Source organism: Paenibacillus sp. YSY-4.3 (assembly GCF_054767475.1).
The window spans coordinates 174,666-193,236 of the sequence record NZ_BAABMC010000009.1 but is presented as its reverse complement, the minus strand read 5'-3'; the positions used below and the strand labels follow the sequence as shown (position 1 = coordinate 193,236).

Below are 18,571 nucleotides of genomic sequence, written 5' to 3'. Positions count from 1 at the left end.
CTTTGAACAGAGACGGCGTAAGTTATACCCTATCTGACAAGCACAATATTTCGGAAGCCCGTAGAGAGGCTTCTTCTTTTTTAACGGCGGCGGGCGTGCAGGAGCCGGATTCCAATGCCGAGCTGCTGATCCGGCATGTGCTCGGCCTGGAGGGCGCCGCTTATTTGGCGGCGCTGCGTGATCCGTTCCCGCGCGAGATGAAGGAAGCGTGGGAGGAAGTGATCCGCCGCAAAGCGGCGGGCGAGCCAGCGCAGTACATTATCGGGGAGCAGGAATTCTATGGCTTGACCTTTCAGGTCACGCCGTCAGTGCTGATTCCCCGCCCAGAGACGGAGCTGCTCGTGGAGGCGATCGTGCAGCAAGCCGATCGCTTGCAGGCCGGCGGCGCGCTGTACGCCGCCGACATCGGCACAGGCAGCGGCGCGATTGCCGCTGCCTTGAAGCACCTGCGCCCGAACTGGCGCGTGGCGGCGAGCGATATCTCGCCGGACGCGCTGGCGGTGGCGCAGGGCAATGTCCGGCGGCTCGGCCTGGACGTGGCGTTCAAGCAGGGGAACCTGCTTGAGCCGTTTGCGGGCGAGCCGCTGGACATCGTGGTGTCCAATCCGCCGTACATTCCGGCGGATGTGATCGCGGGCCTCCAGCCAGAGGTGCGCGACTATGAGCCGCGCACCGCGCTCGACGGAGGCCCGGACGGTCTGGCGCCATACCGCGAGATGATGGCGCAGCTTGCGCTGCTTCCACAGCCTCCCCGTCTGATCGGCTTCGAGCTGGGCATGGGGCAGGCCGGCGACGTAGCTGACATGCTGCGCGCCGCCGGGTATTGGCAGGAAATCGTGACCGTTCCGGATTTGGCCGGAATTGACCGGCATGTACTGGGCTTGCGGTTCGCTGATTCGTAGTGACTATGCTGCAGTTGATCTGGCGGCTCACAGATCTACGCCGGGAATGATAAGGATGAGCATCGTGGCGACGCTGAGTTTTGTGACACTGGTGAACATCGTGACACCGAGTGCGTGACACTGGTCAGCATCGTAACAATGGTGAGTATCGCAGCAACGGCTTCCCTGGACGAGGCGGCGGAGTAAACCCGCGCTCTGTCCGGGGATTTTTTTCTAGCAGCATGCTGAAGGCTGAACCTATTCGAACGGGGCTGTCAGCAGACAAAGGTTATTTTCGGGGAATCTTTTCTGAGGCTGTCAGATAGACTTTAACCTGACTTTTACTTACAATAAATGAAGTAGCGGTTATTGCACATTCATCGTTTGGAGCAGGAGGACGGCAAATGCTTAACAAGCTTAAAAAAATTGACTTCACGATCGTATTTATTTTGCTTATCCTCATGGGGATCAGTATCGCGGTCCTTTACAGCGCAACCTCAGGCACGAAGTACAGCGGGTATCATCTTCAAATGCTGAAATATTACATTTTGGGTTTTAGCGTGTTCTTTCTTGTGTCATTTCTTGATTTCCGGCTACTGATCAAGAATGCGATATATATTTATTTGTTCGGATTATGTCTGCTGGTCGTGGTCATGTTCATTGGGAACACGTATCATAACGCGACAGGCTGGATGACGCTGCCTGGCGGAATCAGCTTTCAACCGGCGGAGTTTTTTAAGCTGATCCTCGTTATTTTCCTGGGGTTTCTGCTCGTACGCAAGCGGAAAGCGGGATTGCTCTTCTGGCGGGATGTCGTGCCGATTTGCTTATTTACCTTCATTCCGTTTGCCGCGGTGATGGCTCAGAATGACTTAGGGAATGCGCTGAGCTATATTGTAATTTTGGCGGGGATGCTCTGGATCGGAAATATTAAGTATACGCATGCACTGATTGCCTTGGCGATTTTTGGCGGCTCGCTCATCGGAGGAATCAGTGCCTACAAAATATATTATGATCATGTCTATGCTTTCTTCGAAAATATCGGCCGGGAACACTGGATCGAACGGATCGATCCTTGGCTGATGCCGGAAATGGCCACGGACAAGGCGATCTATCATACGAAAAATGCCAAGCTGGCCATTGCTACCGGCGGAATGACGGGAGAAGGGTTCATGCAGGGCGGCAACGTCCAGGCTGAGCTAGTGCCTCTAACGTATTCCGATTCGATCTTTGTCGTCATTGCCGAGGAATTTGGTTTTATTGGCTGCTCCGTTTTGCTGCTGCTATATTTTGTCTTGATTCATAGGCTGATCCTGATATCGCTGGATTGCCGGGATCGCTCTGGGCCGCTGCTCATCGTCGGCATCGTGGCGATGCTGCTGTACCAGATTTTCGAGAATATCGGGATGTTCATCGGCCTGATGCCGCTGACGGGAATTACCTTGCCCTTTATCAGTTATGGGGGAACGTCATTAATGATCAATATGGCCAGCATTGGGGTAGCGATGAGCATTATGATTCACGGCAAGGAGGCGGAAGAGGACCAGCCCTTGACCGCTTCGCGGTACGCTTCGATGAGATCGCAGCAGTAAATCGCCGCCGCACGAGGCGCATGGTGCCAGGCGCCTTTTGACGGTGGTCAAACACGTGGTGGTGGCGGGGATAGATAGGCTTGTTAGTCTCGGTTAATTCGTAGGCTGGATCGACAGACTACGATAAGACATATCGATAGACCCGATTGATAGACTGGATTGATAGAATTAAAGCTCCATAGTGGCAAATGATAGGTTTACGTTTCTCTTAAACGGACATACTGATAGACATCAGTAGTTTCGTAGAGGGGGAAGCGGCGATGAGACAGCAATTCCGTAGTATTGCACTTATTATTTGCAGTTTAATGATCTTATTTATGTCGTGGGAAGGACAAAAAAGCGATGCCGCCGCTCTTGGCGGCTCCATACCGGATGAATCGATCCGGCTGCGGATTCTGGCCAACTCAGATCGGCCGGGCGACCAGGTGGTGAAACGGCAGGTTCGCGATGCGATCGTCGAGCAGATGAATGGATGGGTTCAGCAGCTAGAAGCTCCCGTCAGCCTTGCGGATGCTCGGCGAATCATTCAAAGTAACCTGGATTTAGTTGAAGATACGGTAAAGCGCACGCTTGAAAAAAGCGGCAAAACCTATGCTTATACAGTGGAGCTTGGGGTCGTCCCTTTTCCAACGAAAATGTACGGCGGAGCTGTTTACCCGGCGGGTGATTACGAGGCACTGCGCGTGACCTTGGGAAAAGGCGAGGGCAAGAATTGGTGGTGCGTGCTGTTTCCGCCGCTATGCTTCGTAGATGCTGGCAGTGGTGAAGCGCTGGCGAAGAGCGGGGGCGAGGTTGATGCTGACATTCAAAATGCCGCCGCGGCTGGAAATAAGGCAGTTGTAGGCACATCGGATTCAGCCGGTGCTCAAGGTTCCGTCGACAGCGGTGGGGCAGTACAGGCGCATGTACAGGTACAGCAGGAGAAAGCAGAGGTTCGTTTTTTTCTGTGGGATATGCTGTCGGGACTGTGGGACTGGATTGTCGGTTTGTTTAAATAAGCGATTTTCAAATGTTTCAAAAAATGTGGAGGGCTTGTCGAGCCAAGCGTGTAACCGGGCAGATAGGGTTGCGGGGCGGGACAAGCTTTTTGCGTTGTCCATGTTAGGGTATAATTATTAACGACTATAGATGAAAGTTAGAGTGGATACGATATGAACGACTACGATGAGGTCAAACAACCGATAAAGGAAATTGAAATAGCGGAGCCGCGGGGCGAAGTTGCCAAGCAGGCAAAGCGAGCTGAGTGGTCCGGAGAGCGGGATCAGGGGCAGGGGATTGGGCAGCAAGGTACGAAAGCAGCGGAAGGGGATCGGACGCGCTGGTGGGATGTCAAAGGAGCGGGCAGCGATAAGGCAATTGTAGAGGCGGCGGCGGTGCTGGCGTCGGGAGGAACGGTCGCCTTTCCGACCGAGACAGTGTACGGCCTCGGCGCAGACGCCCGGAGCACGGCGGCGGTGGAGTCGATCTTTGCCGCCAAAGGGCGGCCATCCGACAATCCGCTGATCGTGCATATCGCCGACATGAAGCAACTGGACGGTCTCGTCACGGAGGTGAACGAGACGGCGCGCGCGCTCATGGAGGCTTATTGGCCGGGGCCGCTGACGCTGGTGCTGCCGGCGGCCCCCGGCGCCGTCTCGCCGCGCGTGACGGCGGGACTGTCCACCGTGGCCGTGCGCATGCCGGCCCACGATGTGGCGCTGCGGCTGATTGCCGCAGCGGGGTGTCCGGTGGCGGCGCCCAGCGCCAACCGGTCGGGGCGGCCGAGCCCTACGCTGGCACAGCATGTGGGCGAGGATTTGGCCGGGGCGATCGACGGCATCGTCGACGGTGGGCCCACGGGGGTGGGCGTGGAGTCGACGGTGGTGGAGGCCGGCCCAGACGGCACGGTCACCGTGCTCCGCCCTGGCGGGATCACGGCCGAGCAGCTCGCCCGCATCGCGCCGGGCGGCGTGAGCCTGGACCCGGCCCTGCAGAAGGCGGACGGGATCCAGGACATCCCGGCACCGAAGTCGCCGGGAATGAAGTACACGCACTATGCGCCGCGCGGAACGCTGCGCATCGTGCGCGGGGCCGCCCCCGAAGCTGTGGCGGCCCGGATCGCCGCCGAGCTCGAGGCGGCCGCGCGGCGCGGGGAAGTGACGGGAGTGCTCGCATTCGATGAGCACCTCCCTTACTTTCGCGCCGACTGCGTGCTCTCGCTCGGCAGCGTTAACGCGCTAGAGACGGCTGCGCATCGTCTCTACGGCGCGCTCCGCCGCTTCGATGAGCGCGGCGTCACTTACATGCTGGCCGAGGCTTGTCCCGAGGACGGCCTCGGCGCCGCCGTCATGAACCGCCTGCTTAAAGCGGCGGGACATGACGTAATAGATGTATAAAGGCTTACTGTAGAAAGGCGGTGCTGCCGTATGATATCCATCGGGCTTACCGGATGGGGGGATCATGACGACTTATATTCTCCCGGAACGCCATCAAGGCAGAAGCTGGGACTATATGCCCGTCATTTTCCTGTCGTGGAAGTCGACAGCTCGTTCTACGCCGTTTTGGGCAGGGATACGTACTCCCGCTGGCTGGAGATGACACCGCCTTCGTTCAGTTTTATTCTCAAGGCATATCAAGGAATGACCGGGCACACCCGGGGAAAGGTCCCGTTTGAGGGGCCGGGAGCCATGTTCCAGGCTTATTTGGATTCGATCGCTCCTGTCGTAGAGTCTGGCCGCCTTCGCGCGGTCATGTTCCAGTTTCCGCCCTGGTTCGACTGCAATCCCGACCATGTCCGGCAGCTACGGGCGGTAAGGAAATGGATGGGGCGTCTTCCGCTGGCTTTGGAGTTCAGGCATCAGAGCTGGTTTGCTCCAGGCATGCGTGAGCGGACGCTGGACTTTATGCGCGAGGAAGGCTGGATTCATATCGTGTGCGACGAGCCTCAGGTGGGCCAGGGCTCGGTACCGACAGTGCTTGAGCCGACGGACGAACGGTTGACGATCGTCCGGCTGCACGGCAGAAATGCCGCCGGCTGGACGCAAAGCGGTGCGCCCAATTGGCGGGAGATCCGCTATTTATATCGCTATAATCGGGAGGAATTGACGGAATGGCGAGACAAGCTTCGCGAGCTGGAGTCGAGGGGCGCAAAGGAAATATGCATGATTTTTAATAATAATTCCGGTGGAGATGCGGCTTCGAACGCCCGGGAGATGATGGAGATCCTCGGGATGGAGCCAGCGGAGCTGCCGCCTTCCCAGCTTGATTTGTTCGGCGAGTAACCGGAGGGATAAGTTGCAGCGTACCGGTCAAAAGCTTGTCATGAACCATCCCAGGTTCGCATATGGTTGTACTAAAACAACCTCGGACATGGGAGTGTGGCGTTATGGCTATAGTATACGAGCGGCTGGGTGAACTGTTAACGATTGCTTTGATGGCCGCGGCTTTGGGAATGGACGCCTTTTCCCTGGGAATCGGAATAGGCATGCGCGGTGTAAGGAGCATGGAAATGTTCCGGATCAGCTTTCTGGTTGCTTTGTTTCACTTCTTGATGCCGCTGCTGGGCATCGTAGCCGGGCAATACGCAGGGGAACTGCTGGGAGGCTTGTCGAAGTACGTATCCGGCAGTCTGCTTGTGCTTCTTGGGGGGCATATGATATGGAGCTCTCTTTTTGGCGGCAATGAGCGGATTGTGGATTACCGTTCTTTTTTTGGAATATTGCTGTTTTCCCTGAGTGTAAGCGTGGATTCGTTCTCTGTAGGCGTATCCCTGGGCATGTTCCATAGCGACCTGCTGCTGACGGTCATTGCTTTCGCTGTATTCGGCGGAATTATGTCGATCCTGGGCTTGCTGCTTGGCCGGGGCGTAGGTGACCGGTTGGGGGAATACGGGGAAGCGGCGGGCGGCGCCATATTGCTTGCGTTTGGACTAATTTTCATCTTTTGATACAATGTCACATAAGATACAACCGGATATAAGCTGGAGGTGAACAGGCTTGCGAATATTGTTTGTATGCACCGGCAATACTTGCCGCAGCCCGATGGCGGAAGGAATATTCCGCAAGCTGGCGCGGGAGCGGGGGATAGATGCGGAGGTTGCTTCGGCGGGCGTTGCTGCTGTGGCGGGGCTGCCGATTTCCCGGCATGCCGAGGGCGTGCTGAAGGATTTGGGCATTTATGACCAGATCACGTCCACCCCGCTTCATGCTCAATTGATCGAATGGGCAGATATCATACTTACGCTGACTGGGGGGCATAAGCAGCAGGCGATAGCTGCTTTCCCCGAGAAGGCGGATAAAATTTATACGTTGAAGGAATATGTAGAGGAAGATGAGGTTGTTCTGGCTGAGCAGGCCGAGCTGAGCCGGCTGATCGCTGATCTCGAGCTGAGCCGCGCACTGGGACAAGCTTTGGAACAGGCCAAGGAGCAGCGGATTCGCGAACTGCTGCAGCGGATGCCGCGATATGACATTTCCGATCCGTTCGGAGGCAGCCGTCAGGATTATGACCTTACGGCCCAAGAGATCAGCGCCGCCTTGGAGAAGCTCATTACGAAGCTCGAGAGAGAGCGTTTTCGTTAATGAAAAGGCAAAAAAGCGGGTTGCAATTGTGACGCGCATGTACTATTCTTAAGTGGAATGGAAATGGATCCGATGTAACTGGCGACGATAGTGGATCAAACCACAATGGAGCATCGGAATATACGGCCGGTCGCCTGGGCAAAGAGCACGACGCATCTGCTGCGTCATGCTCTTTTTCGTCATTTCAGACAATTCAATGCACCCGCCGCCGTCACTATCCCTCGTTGTTATTAGGTATAATATAGGCAAGCTTGTCTATGAAGGGTGGATACGATAATGGATAGAGAACTAACGGAGCAATCGCTTCGCGAGCAAGCGGCCGAGGTGTTGGAAGAACTGGTCTCAGCAGCTTCCCTCGGTTCCGGGCATCTGATCGTCATCGGAGCTAGCACAAGCGAGGTGGCGGGCCAGCGGATCGGTACGGCTGGCGCAGAGAATATAGCCGCAGAATTGTATGCCGGATTTGCCGATGTGCAGAGCAAGCATGGCTTTGAGCTAGCCTTCCAATGCTGCGAGCATTTGAACCGGGCGCTGGTTATGGAGCGGTCTATGCTGGAGCGGCTGGGTTTAACCGAAGTTGCGGCAGTGCCTGTCCCGAAGGCGGGGGGCTCGATGGCAGCTGCGGCATATCGCCAGCTGAAACAGCCTTGCCTGGCGGAGAGCATTCAGGCTCATGCTGGCCTAGATGTCGGCGAGACGCTGATCGGCATGCATCTGAAGCATGTGGCTGTTCCTTATCGCCCTGCGCGGCGGTATATCGGGCAGGCTAGGGTGACCGCAGCCTGGACGCGGCCGAAACTGATCGGCGGGGAACGAGCGGTCTACAAGCTGCCAGAGGTGCAGGATTCGCATCTGTGCGATTGATGTTTGAAGTGTCTTCACAGTTTATCATTTTTTAATATAAGGAGGATTTTGGACAATGGATCATTTGAAAAAACAAGACCCTGCAGTACTGGAAGCGATGAATCTGGAGCTTAAGCGCCAACGGAACAACATCGAGCTGATTGCTTCCGAGAACATTGTCAGCGAAGCGGTGATCGAAGCGATGGGTTCAGTGTTGACGAACAAATATGCGGAGGGATACCCGGGCAAGCGTTTTTACGGCGGCTGTGAACACGTGGATATCGTAGAGGATATCGCCCGTGACCGTGCTAAGGAATTGTTCGGAGCAGAGCATGCCAATGTTCAGCCGCACTCCGGCGCTCAAGCGAACCTTGCTGTATATCTGGCTGCACTAAAGCCTGGTGATACAGTTCTTGGCATGAACCTGGCCCATGGCGGTCACTTGACGCACGGAAGCCCGGTTAATGCCTCCGGTCTGATGTATAACTTTGTAGCTTACGGCGTACAGGAAGATACTTTCCTTATCGACTATGATGAAGTGCGCAAAGCGGCTTTCAAACACCGCCCTCGCCTGATTGTAGCTGGAGCCAGCGCTTATCCGCGTATTATTGATTTTGAAAAAATGGCTTCCATCGCCAATGATGTAGGCGCGCTCTTTATGGTAGATATGGCCCATATCGCGGGTCTGGTTGCTGCTGGCCTGCATCCAAATCCAGTTCCTCATGCGCATTTCGTTACAACAACGACGCACAAGACGCTTCGTGGTCCGCGCGGCGGCATGATTCTTTGCCGCAAGCCATGGGCAGCAGCGATCGATAAAGCGGTATTCCCGGGTACGCAAGGCGGACCGCTTATGCATGTGATTGCTTCCAAAGCGGTTGCCTTGGGAGAGGCTCTACAGCCATCGTTCAAGACTTATGCAGAGAACGTCGTCAAAAACGCGAAAGTATTGGCTGAAACACTTGTTGGCGAAGGCCTCAACCTGGTGTCCGGCGGTACGGACAACCATCTGATGCTGATCGATACCCGCAGCCTGAATATCACGGGCAAGGACGCGGAACATTTGCTTGATTCCATCGGCATTACCGTGAATAAAAACGCCATTCCTTTCGATCCGACCAGCCCGTTCGTTACTAGCGGCATTCGGATTGGTACGCCTGCAGCTACTTCCCGTGGCATGGATGAAGCGGCGATGAAAACGATCGGACAAATTATTGCTAACGTTCTTAAAAATTCCAAGGATGAATCTGTCTTGGATCAAGCCCGTAAGCAGGTTAGTGCGCTAACGGATCAATTCCCGCTGTATCCTGAACTGCGTTACGAATAATTTGGGCTGAAGAAGCCGTAAGCTGATACTAGAATGACAATGGGCGTCCCGAAACCTTAAGGTGAGGGGCGCCCTTTTTTTCTAGAAACATGGGGGCTATCTACATAGGGAATAAGTCGTTATAGGATCTTTATGTAGGCCATTCGAAGCAAGGCGGAAGTCATGTTGATACAGTTCGTAGCAATCGGAAAAAGACAGTGATATAATAAACAGGATTTGTGCATCATTTGATGTAAAGGATCGTCATCCTAAGAAGATTCAGCTATAAACCGGAGGGACAAATATGGGAAAATTGGTGGTATGTGATCACCCTTTGATTCAACACAAACTGACTTTTATTCGAGACATGCAAACGAACACGAAGGACTTTCGTGAATTGGTGGATGAAGTGGCTACGCTGATGGCCTATGAAATTACGAGAGAAGTTCCGTTGGAATCCATTAAAGTGCAGACCCCAGTCTGTGAAGCTGAGGCGAAGGTTATCTCTGGCCGGATGCTCGGATTGATTCCGATTCTTCGCGCAGGCCTTGGGATGCTCGATGGCGTGCTGAAGCTGCTCCCTGCAGCCAAGGTAGGCCATGTGGGACTGTTCCGCGATCCGCAGACGCTTCAGCCTGTGGAATATTATGTGAAGCTGCCAACGGACGTTCAGGAGCGCGAGCTTATTGTCATCGATCCGATGCTGGCTACAGGAGGATCGGCGATCGCGGCGATCGATGTGCTGAAGAAGCGCGGCTGCACGCAAATTAAAATGATGAACCTGATTGCTGCGCCTGAAGGTGTACAAGCCGTTCAGGAAGCTCACCCGGACGTAGACATTTACGTTGCCGCGCTGGATGAGCGACTGGATGAGCATGGTTACATCGTTCCGGGTTTGGGAGATGCAGGCGATCGGCTCTATGGTACAAAATAACGTATCGCAATTAAGCGATATTAATTAAGGAAAGGAATTATCATGTCTAAAATCAAGGTAATGACAATTTTTGGCGTCAGGCCTGAAGCGATCAAGATGGCTCCATTAATTCTCGAGTTGCAGAAGCATAAGGAGCATATCGAATCGGTGGTCTGCGTTACTGCCCAGCATCGCGAGATGCTGGACCAGGTGCTCGAGGTGTTCAAGATCGTTCCGGACTATGACCTGGATGTCATGAAGCCGAATCAGACCCTCAATGAAATCACGATAAGAGTTCTGGGCGGCTTGGAGAGCGTTCTGCGCGAGGCGAAGCCGGATATCGTGCTTGTCCATGGGGATACGCTGACCACTTTTTTGGCAAGCTATGCAGCGTTTCTGCAAGGTATTAAAATTGGGCATGTCGAGGCAGGACTGCGCACTTGGAATAAATGGTCGCCATATCCGGAGGAGATGAACCGCCAATTAACGGGAGTTCTGGCGGATCTGCATTTTGCCCCGACCGAGTGGTCGGCCAACAATTTGCGCAAGGAAAATAAGCCGGAGTCAAGTATATATATCACAGGCAACACGATAACCGATGTGTTTCAATATACAGTACAGCCTAATTACTGGAACTCAGCGCTGGACTTTGCCACCGGAAAACGACTGATTCTTATGACGGCTCACCGCCGGGAATCGCAAGGCGAGCCGCATATGAACATTTTCCGTGCTGTGAAGCGCATTGCTGACGAGTTCGAGGATGTCGCCATCGTCTATCCGGTGCATCCTAGTCCTCCGGTTAGAGAGCCGGCGCATGCCACATTGGGAGAACATCCGCGCATCAAACTGATCGAACCTCTTGACGTTGTGGATTTCCACAACATTTATCCGCACACTCATCTGATCGTGACGGATTCGGGCGGCATGCAGGAGGAAGCTCCTTCCTTTGGCGTCCCGGTGCTTGTGCTGCGCGATACGACGGAGCGTCCGGAAGGGATTGAAGCGGGAACGCTTGAGCTGGTCGGTACGGATGAGGAGATGGTTTATGAACGGATCAAGGCACTGCTGACGGATAGTTCGCTGTATGAATCTATGAGTCGTGCGGCAAATCCTTACGGAGACGGAAAGGCATCCGAAAGAATTGTCAATGCGATATATCACCATTTCGGTGTAATTGATCATCGTCCCGAGGATTTTCACAGAAAGTTCACAAATTCGAATGATCAATAATTGTGTTTTTGAACGAGATAGCATACAGTTATACTGTACGGTTTTGAATGCATTCGTTGACAAAAAGTAGACACATTCAGTAAAATAAGTTGGGATTGTCCGATATGAAAATTCCTGATAATAATGGTAATCCTTGGATTGCCGTCGCTGCCATTGGTGGAGCGGGCTTTTTGCTGGCTATGTATATTGTGATCGGCTTTTTGGGTGCAAGATGGTTGGTGGAGCGTTTTGGCGGTCCAAGTTATTGGGTTGCCATTGGAGCCATAATCGGTCTCTTGTCAGGAATCGTCAACATATTCGTACTTATCAAAAAGTTTTTGGGGGCGCAAAATGGATGATTTGGGTTCCATTGTTACAGCCGTATCCCGGTTAACGTTCCTGTTGCTCTCCGCAGTTCTTTTTGGATGGGCTTTTGCCCCGGAATACAGGCCGTTATTGGCCGGATTGTTTCTGGGATTAGTTGTCGGACTGCTATATGTCCGATATTTGTCCATCAAGGTACGGCAGTTGGTTGAGCTTGCAGTTAGTCAGGAACAGCGGAAATTCAACTTTGGTTTCATTACTAGAATTTGTCTGGTATTCATTACAGTCATGGTTGCGGCAAAGTTCGAACAGGTATCGCTAGTATCCGCCATTATCGGACTTTTTGTGCCGCAGCTACTGACCATCCCGGCGAGCATTGTGATCGGGCTCCGAAACAAATCTTAACAGCTTAATCGGGAAAGGGGTGAACATTAACACATGCATTCAGCACCGGTGATTAATCTTGGGGGATTCAATCTTGATCTTTCCGCAATCTTCATGCTGCTAGTCAGTTCGCTAATTGTGTTTGTATTATGCAGACTGGCCGTTAGCAATCTTTCTGTCGAAAACCCTTCCAAAATGCAAAATTTTATGGAATGGGTAGTCGAATTTGTCCAGGGGATTGTCGGAAGCGCGATGGATCTGAAGAAGGGGAAGCCTTACATATCCCTAGGGCTTACGCTTATTCTGTTCATTTTCATATCCAACCTGCTTGGATTGCCTTTCAGTATTATTACAGAGGCTCATAAAGAGGAGAGCTTTCTGGGCTTCATTATTGAAGCGACAAGAGGCCTTAGCGATGGGAATCATGTCGAACTGCTTTGGTGGAAATCGCCTACAGCGGACATATCGGTAACGGCCGGGCTTGCGATCGTCGTATTCATCTTGATGAACTACCTTGGTCTTAAGCTGAACCGCAAGCATTATCTGAAGCATTATATCGAGCCGTATCCGTTCTTCTTGCCGCTCAACATCATTGAGAACCTGGCAAAACCGGTCGCTCTTGCGATTCGTTTGTTCGCAAACATTTTTGCGGGCGAGGTTCTGATCACGGTCATTCTGAAGATGGGATTCTTAGGTATTCCATTCTTGGCCGTATGGCAAGGGTTCAGTATATTTATCGGCGCGCTTCAAGCCTTCATATTTACGATCCTTACGATGGTATACATTGCACAGACAACGATTCACGAAGAAGATCATTAATAAACTCGGAAGGCACGAGCCGCATCCGGCTCGCCCCGGAAGAGATCTATTATATTTAAAAAAATCACAATGAGAATAGTTTAAGGAGGATATTTACAATGGAATTTTTGGCAGCAGCTATCGCAGTTGGTTTGGGCGCACTTGGCGCAGGTCTTGGTAACGGTATGATCGTTAGTAGAACGGTGGAATCCATCGCTCGTCAACCAGAAGCACGTGGACCGCTTCAAACAACAATGTTTATCGGTGTTGGTATCGTCGAGGTAGTACCTCTTGCGGCTACAGTTATTGCATTCTTGATCATGTTCTCTTAATAATAGTTTCGGTTTGGCGGGGAGGGCCTATGCCATCCGCGCCTTCGTTTTAAGAGCATAGAAATAATCAGAAACTATTATTAACGGAAAGGAGTGACTTCGGTGACTGTCCTTTGGGAGAATATTGTCATTACCATAATTGCGTTTGTGATTCTTTATTGGTTGCTTAGCAAATACGCTTTCAGTAAGTTATTTGCGGTAATGGAGCAGCGCCGCGAGTTGGTGCTCGGGCAACTGGAAGAAGCGAAGCAAACGAAAGAGCAGGCAAATGTCTATGTCGAGGAGCAGAAGGCTGCTCTTAATCAGGCTCGTCAAGAAGCCTATGAAATCATCGAGCAAGCGAAACAAAGCAGCAGCAAGCAAGCGCGTGATTTGCTGGAGCAGGCGAAGCAGGACACTACTCGCATGAAGAACGAAGCGATCCGCGATATCGAGAGCGAAAGAAACAAAGCCGTCGATTCCTTGCGCGGCGAGATTGGTACTTTCTCTGTCAACATTGCCTCTAAGCTGATCGAGCGTGAGGTCGAGAACAATCCAGAAGAACAAGAGAAGCTTGTTAACCAATATCTTAAAGAGGTAGGTAGCAAATCATGAGCCGTGAAGCTGTTGTAGCGGGCAGATACGCCAAAGCCCTGTATGAAATTGCAGCGCAGGAAGGGCGTACACTGGAAGTTGAACAGGAAATCAGAGCTCTCGTACATGCTTTTAATGAGGATAAAGATATACAGAAATTTATTTCTTCCCCGAATATTTCGGAAGCAGCTAAATGGGAAGCGCTTGAGGGAGCCTTGGAGGGCAAACTGTCGAAGTCTGTTGTCTCATTGGTGAAGCTTCTCGTAGAACGGGGAAGAATCGGAATTTTGCCGGAATTGCTAGACCGCTACATCAAAATTACTGGCGAAGCATTTGGACTGGCTACCGCAACGGTCTATACGACTTACCCTCTGAATGAAGAGGAGAAGGCGGCGATCGCGGACGAATTTGGCGCTTTGGTCAACAAGAAAATTCGTGTTCTGAACGAGATTGACAAGGATCTGCTCGGCGGAATGAAAGTCAGAATCGGCGATACGCTGTATGATGGAAGTTTGGCTGGAAAGCTTGAACGGTTTGAGAAGTCTTTTCGAAGACAAGCACTGTAGATAGGGGTGAAAAACTTGAGTATCAGACCTGAAGAAATCAGTACGCTGATTAAAAGTCAGATCGAACAATATAAATCGGAAATTGAAGTGGCCGAAGTCGGCACCGTTATTCAAGTTGGTGACGGTATCGCTCGCGTCCACGGGCTTGAGAACGCCATGGCAAACGAACTACTCGAGTTTGAGAACGGCGTTTTTGGCCTTGCGCTGAACCTGGAAGAAAGCAACGTTGGGGTTGTTATTCTAGGACCATACAGCGATATTCGTGAAGGTAACCAAGTTAAACGCACCGGGCAAATCATGCAAGTACCTGTTGGAGATGCTCTGCTAGGCCGCGTCGTGAACCCGCTGGGCCAGCCGATAGATGGAAAAGGACCTATCGCAACGACGGAATTCCGTCCCGTTGAGAACAATGCGCCGGGCGTTATCGACCGGAAGTCGGTTCATGAGCCGATGCAAACCGGGATCAAAGCGATCGACTCGATGGTTCCAATTGGCCGCGGACAGCGCGAGTTGATTATCGGTGACCGTCAAACGGGTAAAACTGCTATTGCGATCGATACGATCATTAACCAAAAAGGCAATGGCGTAAAATGCGTATACGTAGCTATCGGACAGAAGCAATCGACTGTCGTTAACGTGGTTGAGACGCTTCGCCGTCATGGAGCGCTTGATTATACGATCGTTGTTACGGCATCCGCTTCGGAGCCGTCACCGCTTCTTTATATCGCACCATATGCAGGCGTTGCGATGGCCGAGTACTTCATGTACAAAGGCGAGCACGTACTGATTATTTATGACGACTTGTCCAAGCAAGCGGCTGCTTATCGTGAGTTGTCCCTCTTGCTTCGCCGTCCTCCGGGCCGTGAGGCATATCCGGGTGACGTCTTCTATCTGCATTCCCGCCTGTTGGAGCGTGCAGCGAAGCTGAGTGATGAATTGGGCGGCGGTTCGATTACCGCGCTTCCATTTATCGAGACCCAGGCTTCTGACGTATCGGCGTATATTCCGACGAACGTTATCTCCATTACGGACGGTCAGATCTTCCTGGAGTCCGACCTGTTCTACTCCGGTCAACGTCCGGCGATCAACGTCGGTATTTCGGTATCCCGGGTAGGGGGGTCCGCACAAATCAAAGCGATGAAGAAGGTTGCTGGTACGCTTCGTCTGGATTTGGCGCAATACCGCGAGCTTCAGGCATTCTCCCAATTCGGTTCTGACCTCGATAAGTCGACGCAAGCTCGTCTGACTCGTGGTTCCCGTATGATGGAAATCCTGAAACAGGGCGTAAACCAACCTCTTTCCGTTGAAAAGCAGGTTATTAGCTTGTATACGGCAGTCAAGGGATATCTTGACGATATTCCAGTTGGCGATGTGCGTCGTTTTGAAGCTGAATTCCTCTCTTTTGTGGACAGTCAGCATGAAGAAGTTCTGCAGTCGATCCGCGACACGAAAGATTTGACGGCAGAAAACGAGGAAAAACTGAAAGAAGTTATCGAGAAGTTTAAAAGAGGTTTTTCCGCATCTAACTAATACAGCTTCATGAATCGGCTGAGCTTGCCGGTTCATGATTACTTATAAGAATACTCGTTTTGGTTCTGCCAAAGCTGGATCGCGTTTAGCCTGTAGCGGGACAATGTTCTAATCAGGTCTGTAGCCTGATTAGCTTTGGCAAGAGCCGAAATTTGAGAATACGTTACGTGAAGTTAAGCGTATGCTTTTCGAAGTAACTTTGGCTTACAGCCAAAGCAAGATAATGCTTACGATGCGAGTTTTGGCTTTGCCAAAACTGAGTAATGCTTTCGAAGTAACTTTGGCCTTTAGCCAAAGTTTGAGGGTGGTGAAATCATGGCAAAAGGGATTCGCGAGATAAAACGTCAAATCAAGAGTGTTCAGAACACCCGTCAGATTACGAAGGCGATGGAAATGGTTGCTTCGGCCAAGCTTAGAAGAGCGCAAGAGAAGGCTCAATCCTCCCGCCCGTACGCAGAGAAGCTGAAAGAAGTCGTGAGCAGCATCGCTTCCAGCACTGACGGAGTTACGCATCCGATGCTCGTGACTCGCCCCGTAAAACGGACGGCCTATATTGTTATTACGGCTGACGGCGGGCTCGTTGGCGGATACAATACGAATATTCTTCGTAAAGTGATGGATGAAATCAACCAGAAGCACCAATCCCAATCCGAATACGGTCTATACGTTATCGGACGCAAAGGACGGGACTACTTCAATCGCCGGGAGCTTCCTGTGCTGAAGGATGTCGTCGAATTATCTGATTCGCCGAAATTCGCCGATATTAAGTCTTTGGCTTACGCGGCTGTTCAGGGCTTTGAAGAGGAACAATTTGACGAGGTCTATATTTGCTATAACAAATTTATAAATGCGATGAGCCAGTTGCCGACCGTAGATCGCTTGCTTCCATTCGACAGTGTCGAAACGAGCGGACCGACAGCGGAATACGAGTATGAGCCTTCACCTGAAGCTGTACTTGAAGTTCTGCTTCCAAAGTATGCTGAAACACTGATTTTCGGTGCCCTTTTGGAAGGGAAGGCGAGTGAGCTTGGAGCGAAGATGACAGCAATGAGCAGCGCAACGAAGAACGCAACGAAAATGATCAACGAATTGACCCTGACGTATAACCGTGCTCGTCAAGCGGCTATTACCCAGGAAATTACGGAAATTGTGGCGGGTGCCAACGCCCAAGGCTAGCATTTTCGTTTTCGATGATAGTTTGCGGATATGCAGGAACGCCAGGCGCTACTGTATGGCTCTCAGCCATTGTAAGGAAGTGATGTTCCTCATGCGAACGTCTTCCGGCTGCTTAGCACCGCAAAACTTTAAGGAGGGAAACAACTATAATGAACAAAGGACGCGTTGTTAGCGTAATGGGTCCGGTTGTTGACATTGAATTCGGACGCGGACAACTCCCGGATATATTCAACGCTATTAAAATTGTGAAAGAGGGCGCGCAGGATGAAGACAGCGGTCTAATCCTGGAAGCATCCAATCACTTGGGCGACAACCTTGTCCGCTGTATCGCCATGTCCTCGACCGATGGTCTTGTACGTGGTGTGGAAGCAGTAGACTTGGGCGCTCCAATTTCTGTTCCAGTAGGTGAAGTGACTCTGGGCCGCGTATTTAACGTGCTTGGAGACACGATTGATAATAAAGGACAGGTAACTTCGGGTGACAGAAATCCGATCCACCGCGACCCGCCTACATTTGAAGAGCTGTCGACACAATCGGAAATTCTTGAGACTGGTATTAAAGTTATCGATTTGCTTGCTCCATATGCCAAAGGCGGTAAGATCGGCCTGTTTGGTGGTGCGGGTGTTGGTAAGACCGTTACGATTCAAGAGCTGATCAACAACATCGCTCAAGAACACGGCGGTATTTCCGTATTTGCCGGCGTAGGCGAGCGGACGCGTGAAGGTAACGACTTGTACCATGAAATGACCGATTCCGGTGTTATCAGTAAAACGGCGATGGTATTCGGGCAAATGAACGAACCACCAGGCGCACGTCTTCGCGTAGCTTTGGCCGGCCTTACGATGGCGGAATATTTCCGCGACCAAGAGGGTCGTGACGTTCTTCTCTTTATCGATAACATTTTCCGCTTTACTCAAGCGGGTTCAGAGGTTTCCGCCCTTCTTGGACGTATGCCTTCGGCGGTAGGTTACCAACCAACGCTTGCTACAGAGATGGGTCAGCTTCAAGAGCGGATTACGTCGACGAAGAAAGGTTCCGTTACTTCCATCCAAGCGATTTACGTTCCTGCGGATGACTATACGGATCCAGCTCCTGCGACGACATTTGCTCACTTGGATGCTACGACGAACCTTGAGCGTAAAATTTCCGAGAAAGGGATTTTCCCTGCGGTTGACCCGTTGGCTTCCAGCTCCCGGATTTTGACGCCTGAAGTCGTTGGCGAAGAGCACTATAATGTGGCACAAGGCGTTAAACAGCTTTTAGCCCGTTATAAGGAATTGCAGGATATCATCGCGATCCTCGGTATGGATGAGCTGTCTGAGGACGATAAACTGATCGTATCCCGTGCACGGAAAATTGAACGCTTCTTGTCACAGCCGTTCCACGTTGCAGAGGAGTTTACCGGAATCAAAGGGAAATACGTGCCGATTGCTGAAACAGTTCGCAGCTTCAAGGAAATCCTTGAAGGCAAGCACGATTCCCTTCCAGAAGCGGCTTTCCTCTACGTTGGTACGATCGAAGAGGCTGTAGAAAAAGCAAAAACGTTGTAACACGCACCGTGAACTCGGATGCTTCAGAAATGAAC

General features: G+C 52.0%; 20 protein-coding genes and 1 riboswitch. All 20 genes read left to right on the top strand.

Translation table 11 applies throughout. The features are described 5' to 3' along the window. Positions 1-2: 2 nt before the first annotated feature. The 20 genes from prmC (at position 3) to atpD (ending at position 18,536) form a co-directional block, all read left to right on the top strand. Entirely contained in the window at positions 3-902 is a 900-nt protein-coding gene (gene prmC / locus ACYUJT_RS22410; protein WP_460326516.1) for a peptide chain release factor N(5)-glutamine methyltransferase, read from the top strand. 383 nt (positions 903-1,285) lie between these two features. Continuing rightward, positions 1,286-2,473 (top strand): FtsW/RodA/SpoVE family cell cycle protein, encoded by a 1,188-nt coding sequence (locus ACYUJT_RS22405; protein ID WP_460326514.1) that lies wholly within the window; start codon positions 1,286-1,288, stop codon positions 2,471-2,473. 260 nt (positions 2,474-2,733) lie between these two features. Further along, positions 2,734-3,471, top strand: a complete 738-nt coding sequence (gene spoIIR / locus ACYUJT_RS22400; protein WP_460326512.1) for a stage II sporulation protein R — start codon at positions 2,734-2,736, stop codon at positions 3,469-3,471. Positions 3,472-3,624: 153 nt separating this feature from the next. Beyond that, entirely contained in the window at positions 3,625-4,848 is a 1,224-nt protein-coding gene (locus ACYUJT_RS22395) for an L-threonylcarbamoyladenylate synthase (RefSeq protein ID WP_460326509.1), read from the top strand. Between the two features lie 30 nt (positions 4,849-4,878). Further along, a complete protein-coding gene (locus ACYUJT_RS22390; RefSeq protein WP_460326507.1) occupies positions 4,879-5,733 on the top strand; it encodes a DUF72 domain-containing protein in 855 nt (284 codons plus the stop codon). Between the two features lie 104 nt (positions 5,734-5,837). Continuing rightward, a complete protein-coding gene (locus ACYUJT_RS22385; protein ID WP_460326505.1) occupies positions 5,838-6,398 on the top strand; it encodes a manganese efflux pump MntP in 561 nt (186 codons plus the stop codon). A 49-nt stretch (positions 6,399-6,447) separates the two neighbouring features. Next, positions 6,448-7,032 (top strand): arsenate reductase/protein-tyrosine-phosphatase family protein, encoded by a 585-nt coding sequence (locus tag ACYUJT_RS22380; protein WP_460326503.1) that lies wholly within the window; start codon positions 6,448-6,450, stop codon positions 7,030-7,032. Positions 7,033-7,096: 64 nt separating this feature from the next. Then, a riboswitch (ZMP/ZTP riboswitch) is annotated at positions 7,097-7,179 on the top strand. Between the two features lie 129 nt (positions 7,180-7,308). Then, positions 7,309-7,896 (top strand): TIGR01440 family protein, encoded by a 588-nt coding sequence (locus ACYUJT_RS22375; protein WP_460326500.1) that lies wholly within the window; start codon positions 7,309-7,311, stop codon positions 7,894-7,896. Between the two features lie 55 nt (positions 7,897-7,951). Further along, a complete protein-coding gene (locus tag ACYUJT_RS22370; protein ID WP_460326497.1) occupies positions 7,952-9,202 on the top strand; it encodes a serine hydroxymethyltransferase in 1,251 nt (416 codons plus the stop codon). A gap of 283 nt (positions 9,203-9,485) precedes the next feature. Continuing rightward, positions 9,486-10,115 carry a uracil phosphoribosyltransferase gene (gene upp, locus ACYUJT_RS22365; protein ID WP_110930996.1) on the top strand — a complete coding sequence of 210 codons (630 nt, stop codon included), beginning with the start codon at positions 9,486-9,488 and terminating at the stop codon, positions 10,113-10,115. A gap of 42 nt (positions 10,116-10,157) precedes the next feature. Further along, entirely contained in the window at positions 10,158-11,324 is a 1,167-nt protein-coding gene (gene wecB / locus ACYUJT_RS22360) for a non-hydrolyzing UDP-N-acetylglucosamine 2-epimerase (protein WP_460326495.1), read from the top strand. 104 nt (positions 11,325-11,428) lie between these two features. Continuing rightward, positions 11,429-11,662 (top strand): AtpZ/AtpI family protein, encoded by a 234-nt coding sequence (locus ACYUJT_RS22355; RefSeq protein WP_460326493.1) that lies wholly within the window; start codon positions 11,429-11,431, stop codon positions 11,660-11,662. After that, positions 11,655-12,032: an ATP synthase subunit I gene (locus ACYUJT_RS22350; protein WP_460326491.1), complete on the top strand. Its 378-nt coding sequence runs from the start codon at positions 11,655-11,657 to the stop codon at positions 12,030-12,032. The genes ACYUJT_RS22355 and ACYUJT_RS22350 overlap by 8 nt, the downstream gene beginning before the upstream one ends. Positions 12,033-12,065: 33 nt before the next feature. Then, positions 12,066-12,830: a F0F1 ATP synthase subunit A gene (gene atpB / locus ACYUJT_RS22345; protein WP_460326489.1), complete on the top strand. Its 765-nt coding sequence runs from the start codon at positions 12,066-12,068 to the stop codon at positions 12,828-12,830. Positions 12,831-12,928: 98 nt separating this feature from the next. Beyond that, complete coding sequence (atpE, locus tag ACYUJT_RS22340) at positions 12,929-13,141, top strand: F0F1 ATP synthase subunit C (RefSeq protein ID WP_006213098.1); 213 nt, start codon at positions 12,929-12,931, stop codon at positions 13,139-13,141. Positions 13,142-13,243: 102 nt separating this feature from the next. After that, on the top strand, positions 13,244-13,735 hold the full coding sequence (gene atpF, locus ACYUJT_RS22335; protein ID WP_460326486.1) for a F0F1 ATP synthase subunit B: 492 nt from the start codon (positions 13,244-13,246) through the stop codon (positions 13,733-13,735). Continuing rightward, a complete protein-coding gene (locus ACYUJT_RS22330) occupies positions 13,732-14,280 on the top strand; it encodes a F0F1 ATP synthase subunit delta (protein WP_460326484.1) in 549 nt (182 codons plus the stop codon). Before atpF ends, ACYUJT_RS22330 begins: the two co-directional genes overlap by 4 nt. A gap of 15 nt (positions 14,281-14,295) precedes the next feature. Beyond that, positions 14,296-15,810, top strand: a complete 1,515-nt coding sequence (atpA, locus tag ACYUJT_RS22325) for a F0F1 ATP synthase subunit alpha (protein WP_460326482.1) — start codon at positions 14,296-14,298, stop codon at positions 15,808-15,810. Positions 15,811-16,125: 315 nt separating this feature from the next. Further along, positions 16,126-16,986 (top strand): ATP synthase F1 subunit gamma, encoded by an 861-nt coding sequence (gene atpG / locus ACYUJT_RS22320; RefSeq protein ID WP_460326481.1) that lies wholly within the window; start codon positions 16,126-16,128, stop codon positions 16,984-16,986. Positions 16,987-17,135: 149 nt separating this feature from the next. After that, positions 17,136-18,536 carry a F0F1 ATP synthase subunit beta gene (atpD, locus tag ACYUJT_RS22315; protein ID WP_460326479.1) on the top strand — a complete coding sequence of 467 codons (1,401 nt, stop codon included), beginning with the start codon at positions 17,136-17,138 and terminating at the stop codon, positions 18,534-18,536. Positions 18,537-18,571 lie beyond the last annotated feature (35 nt).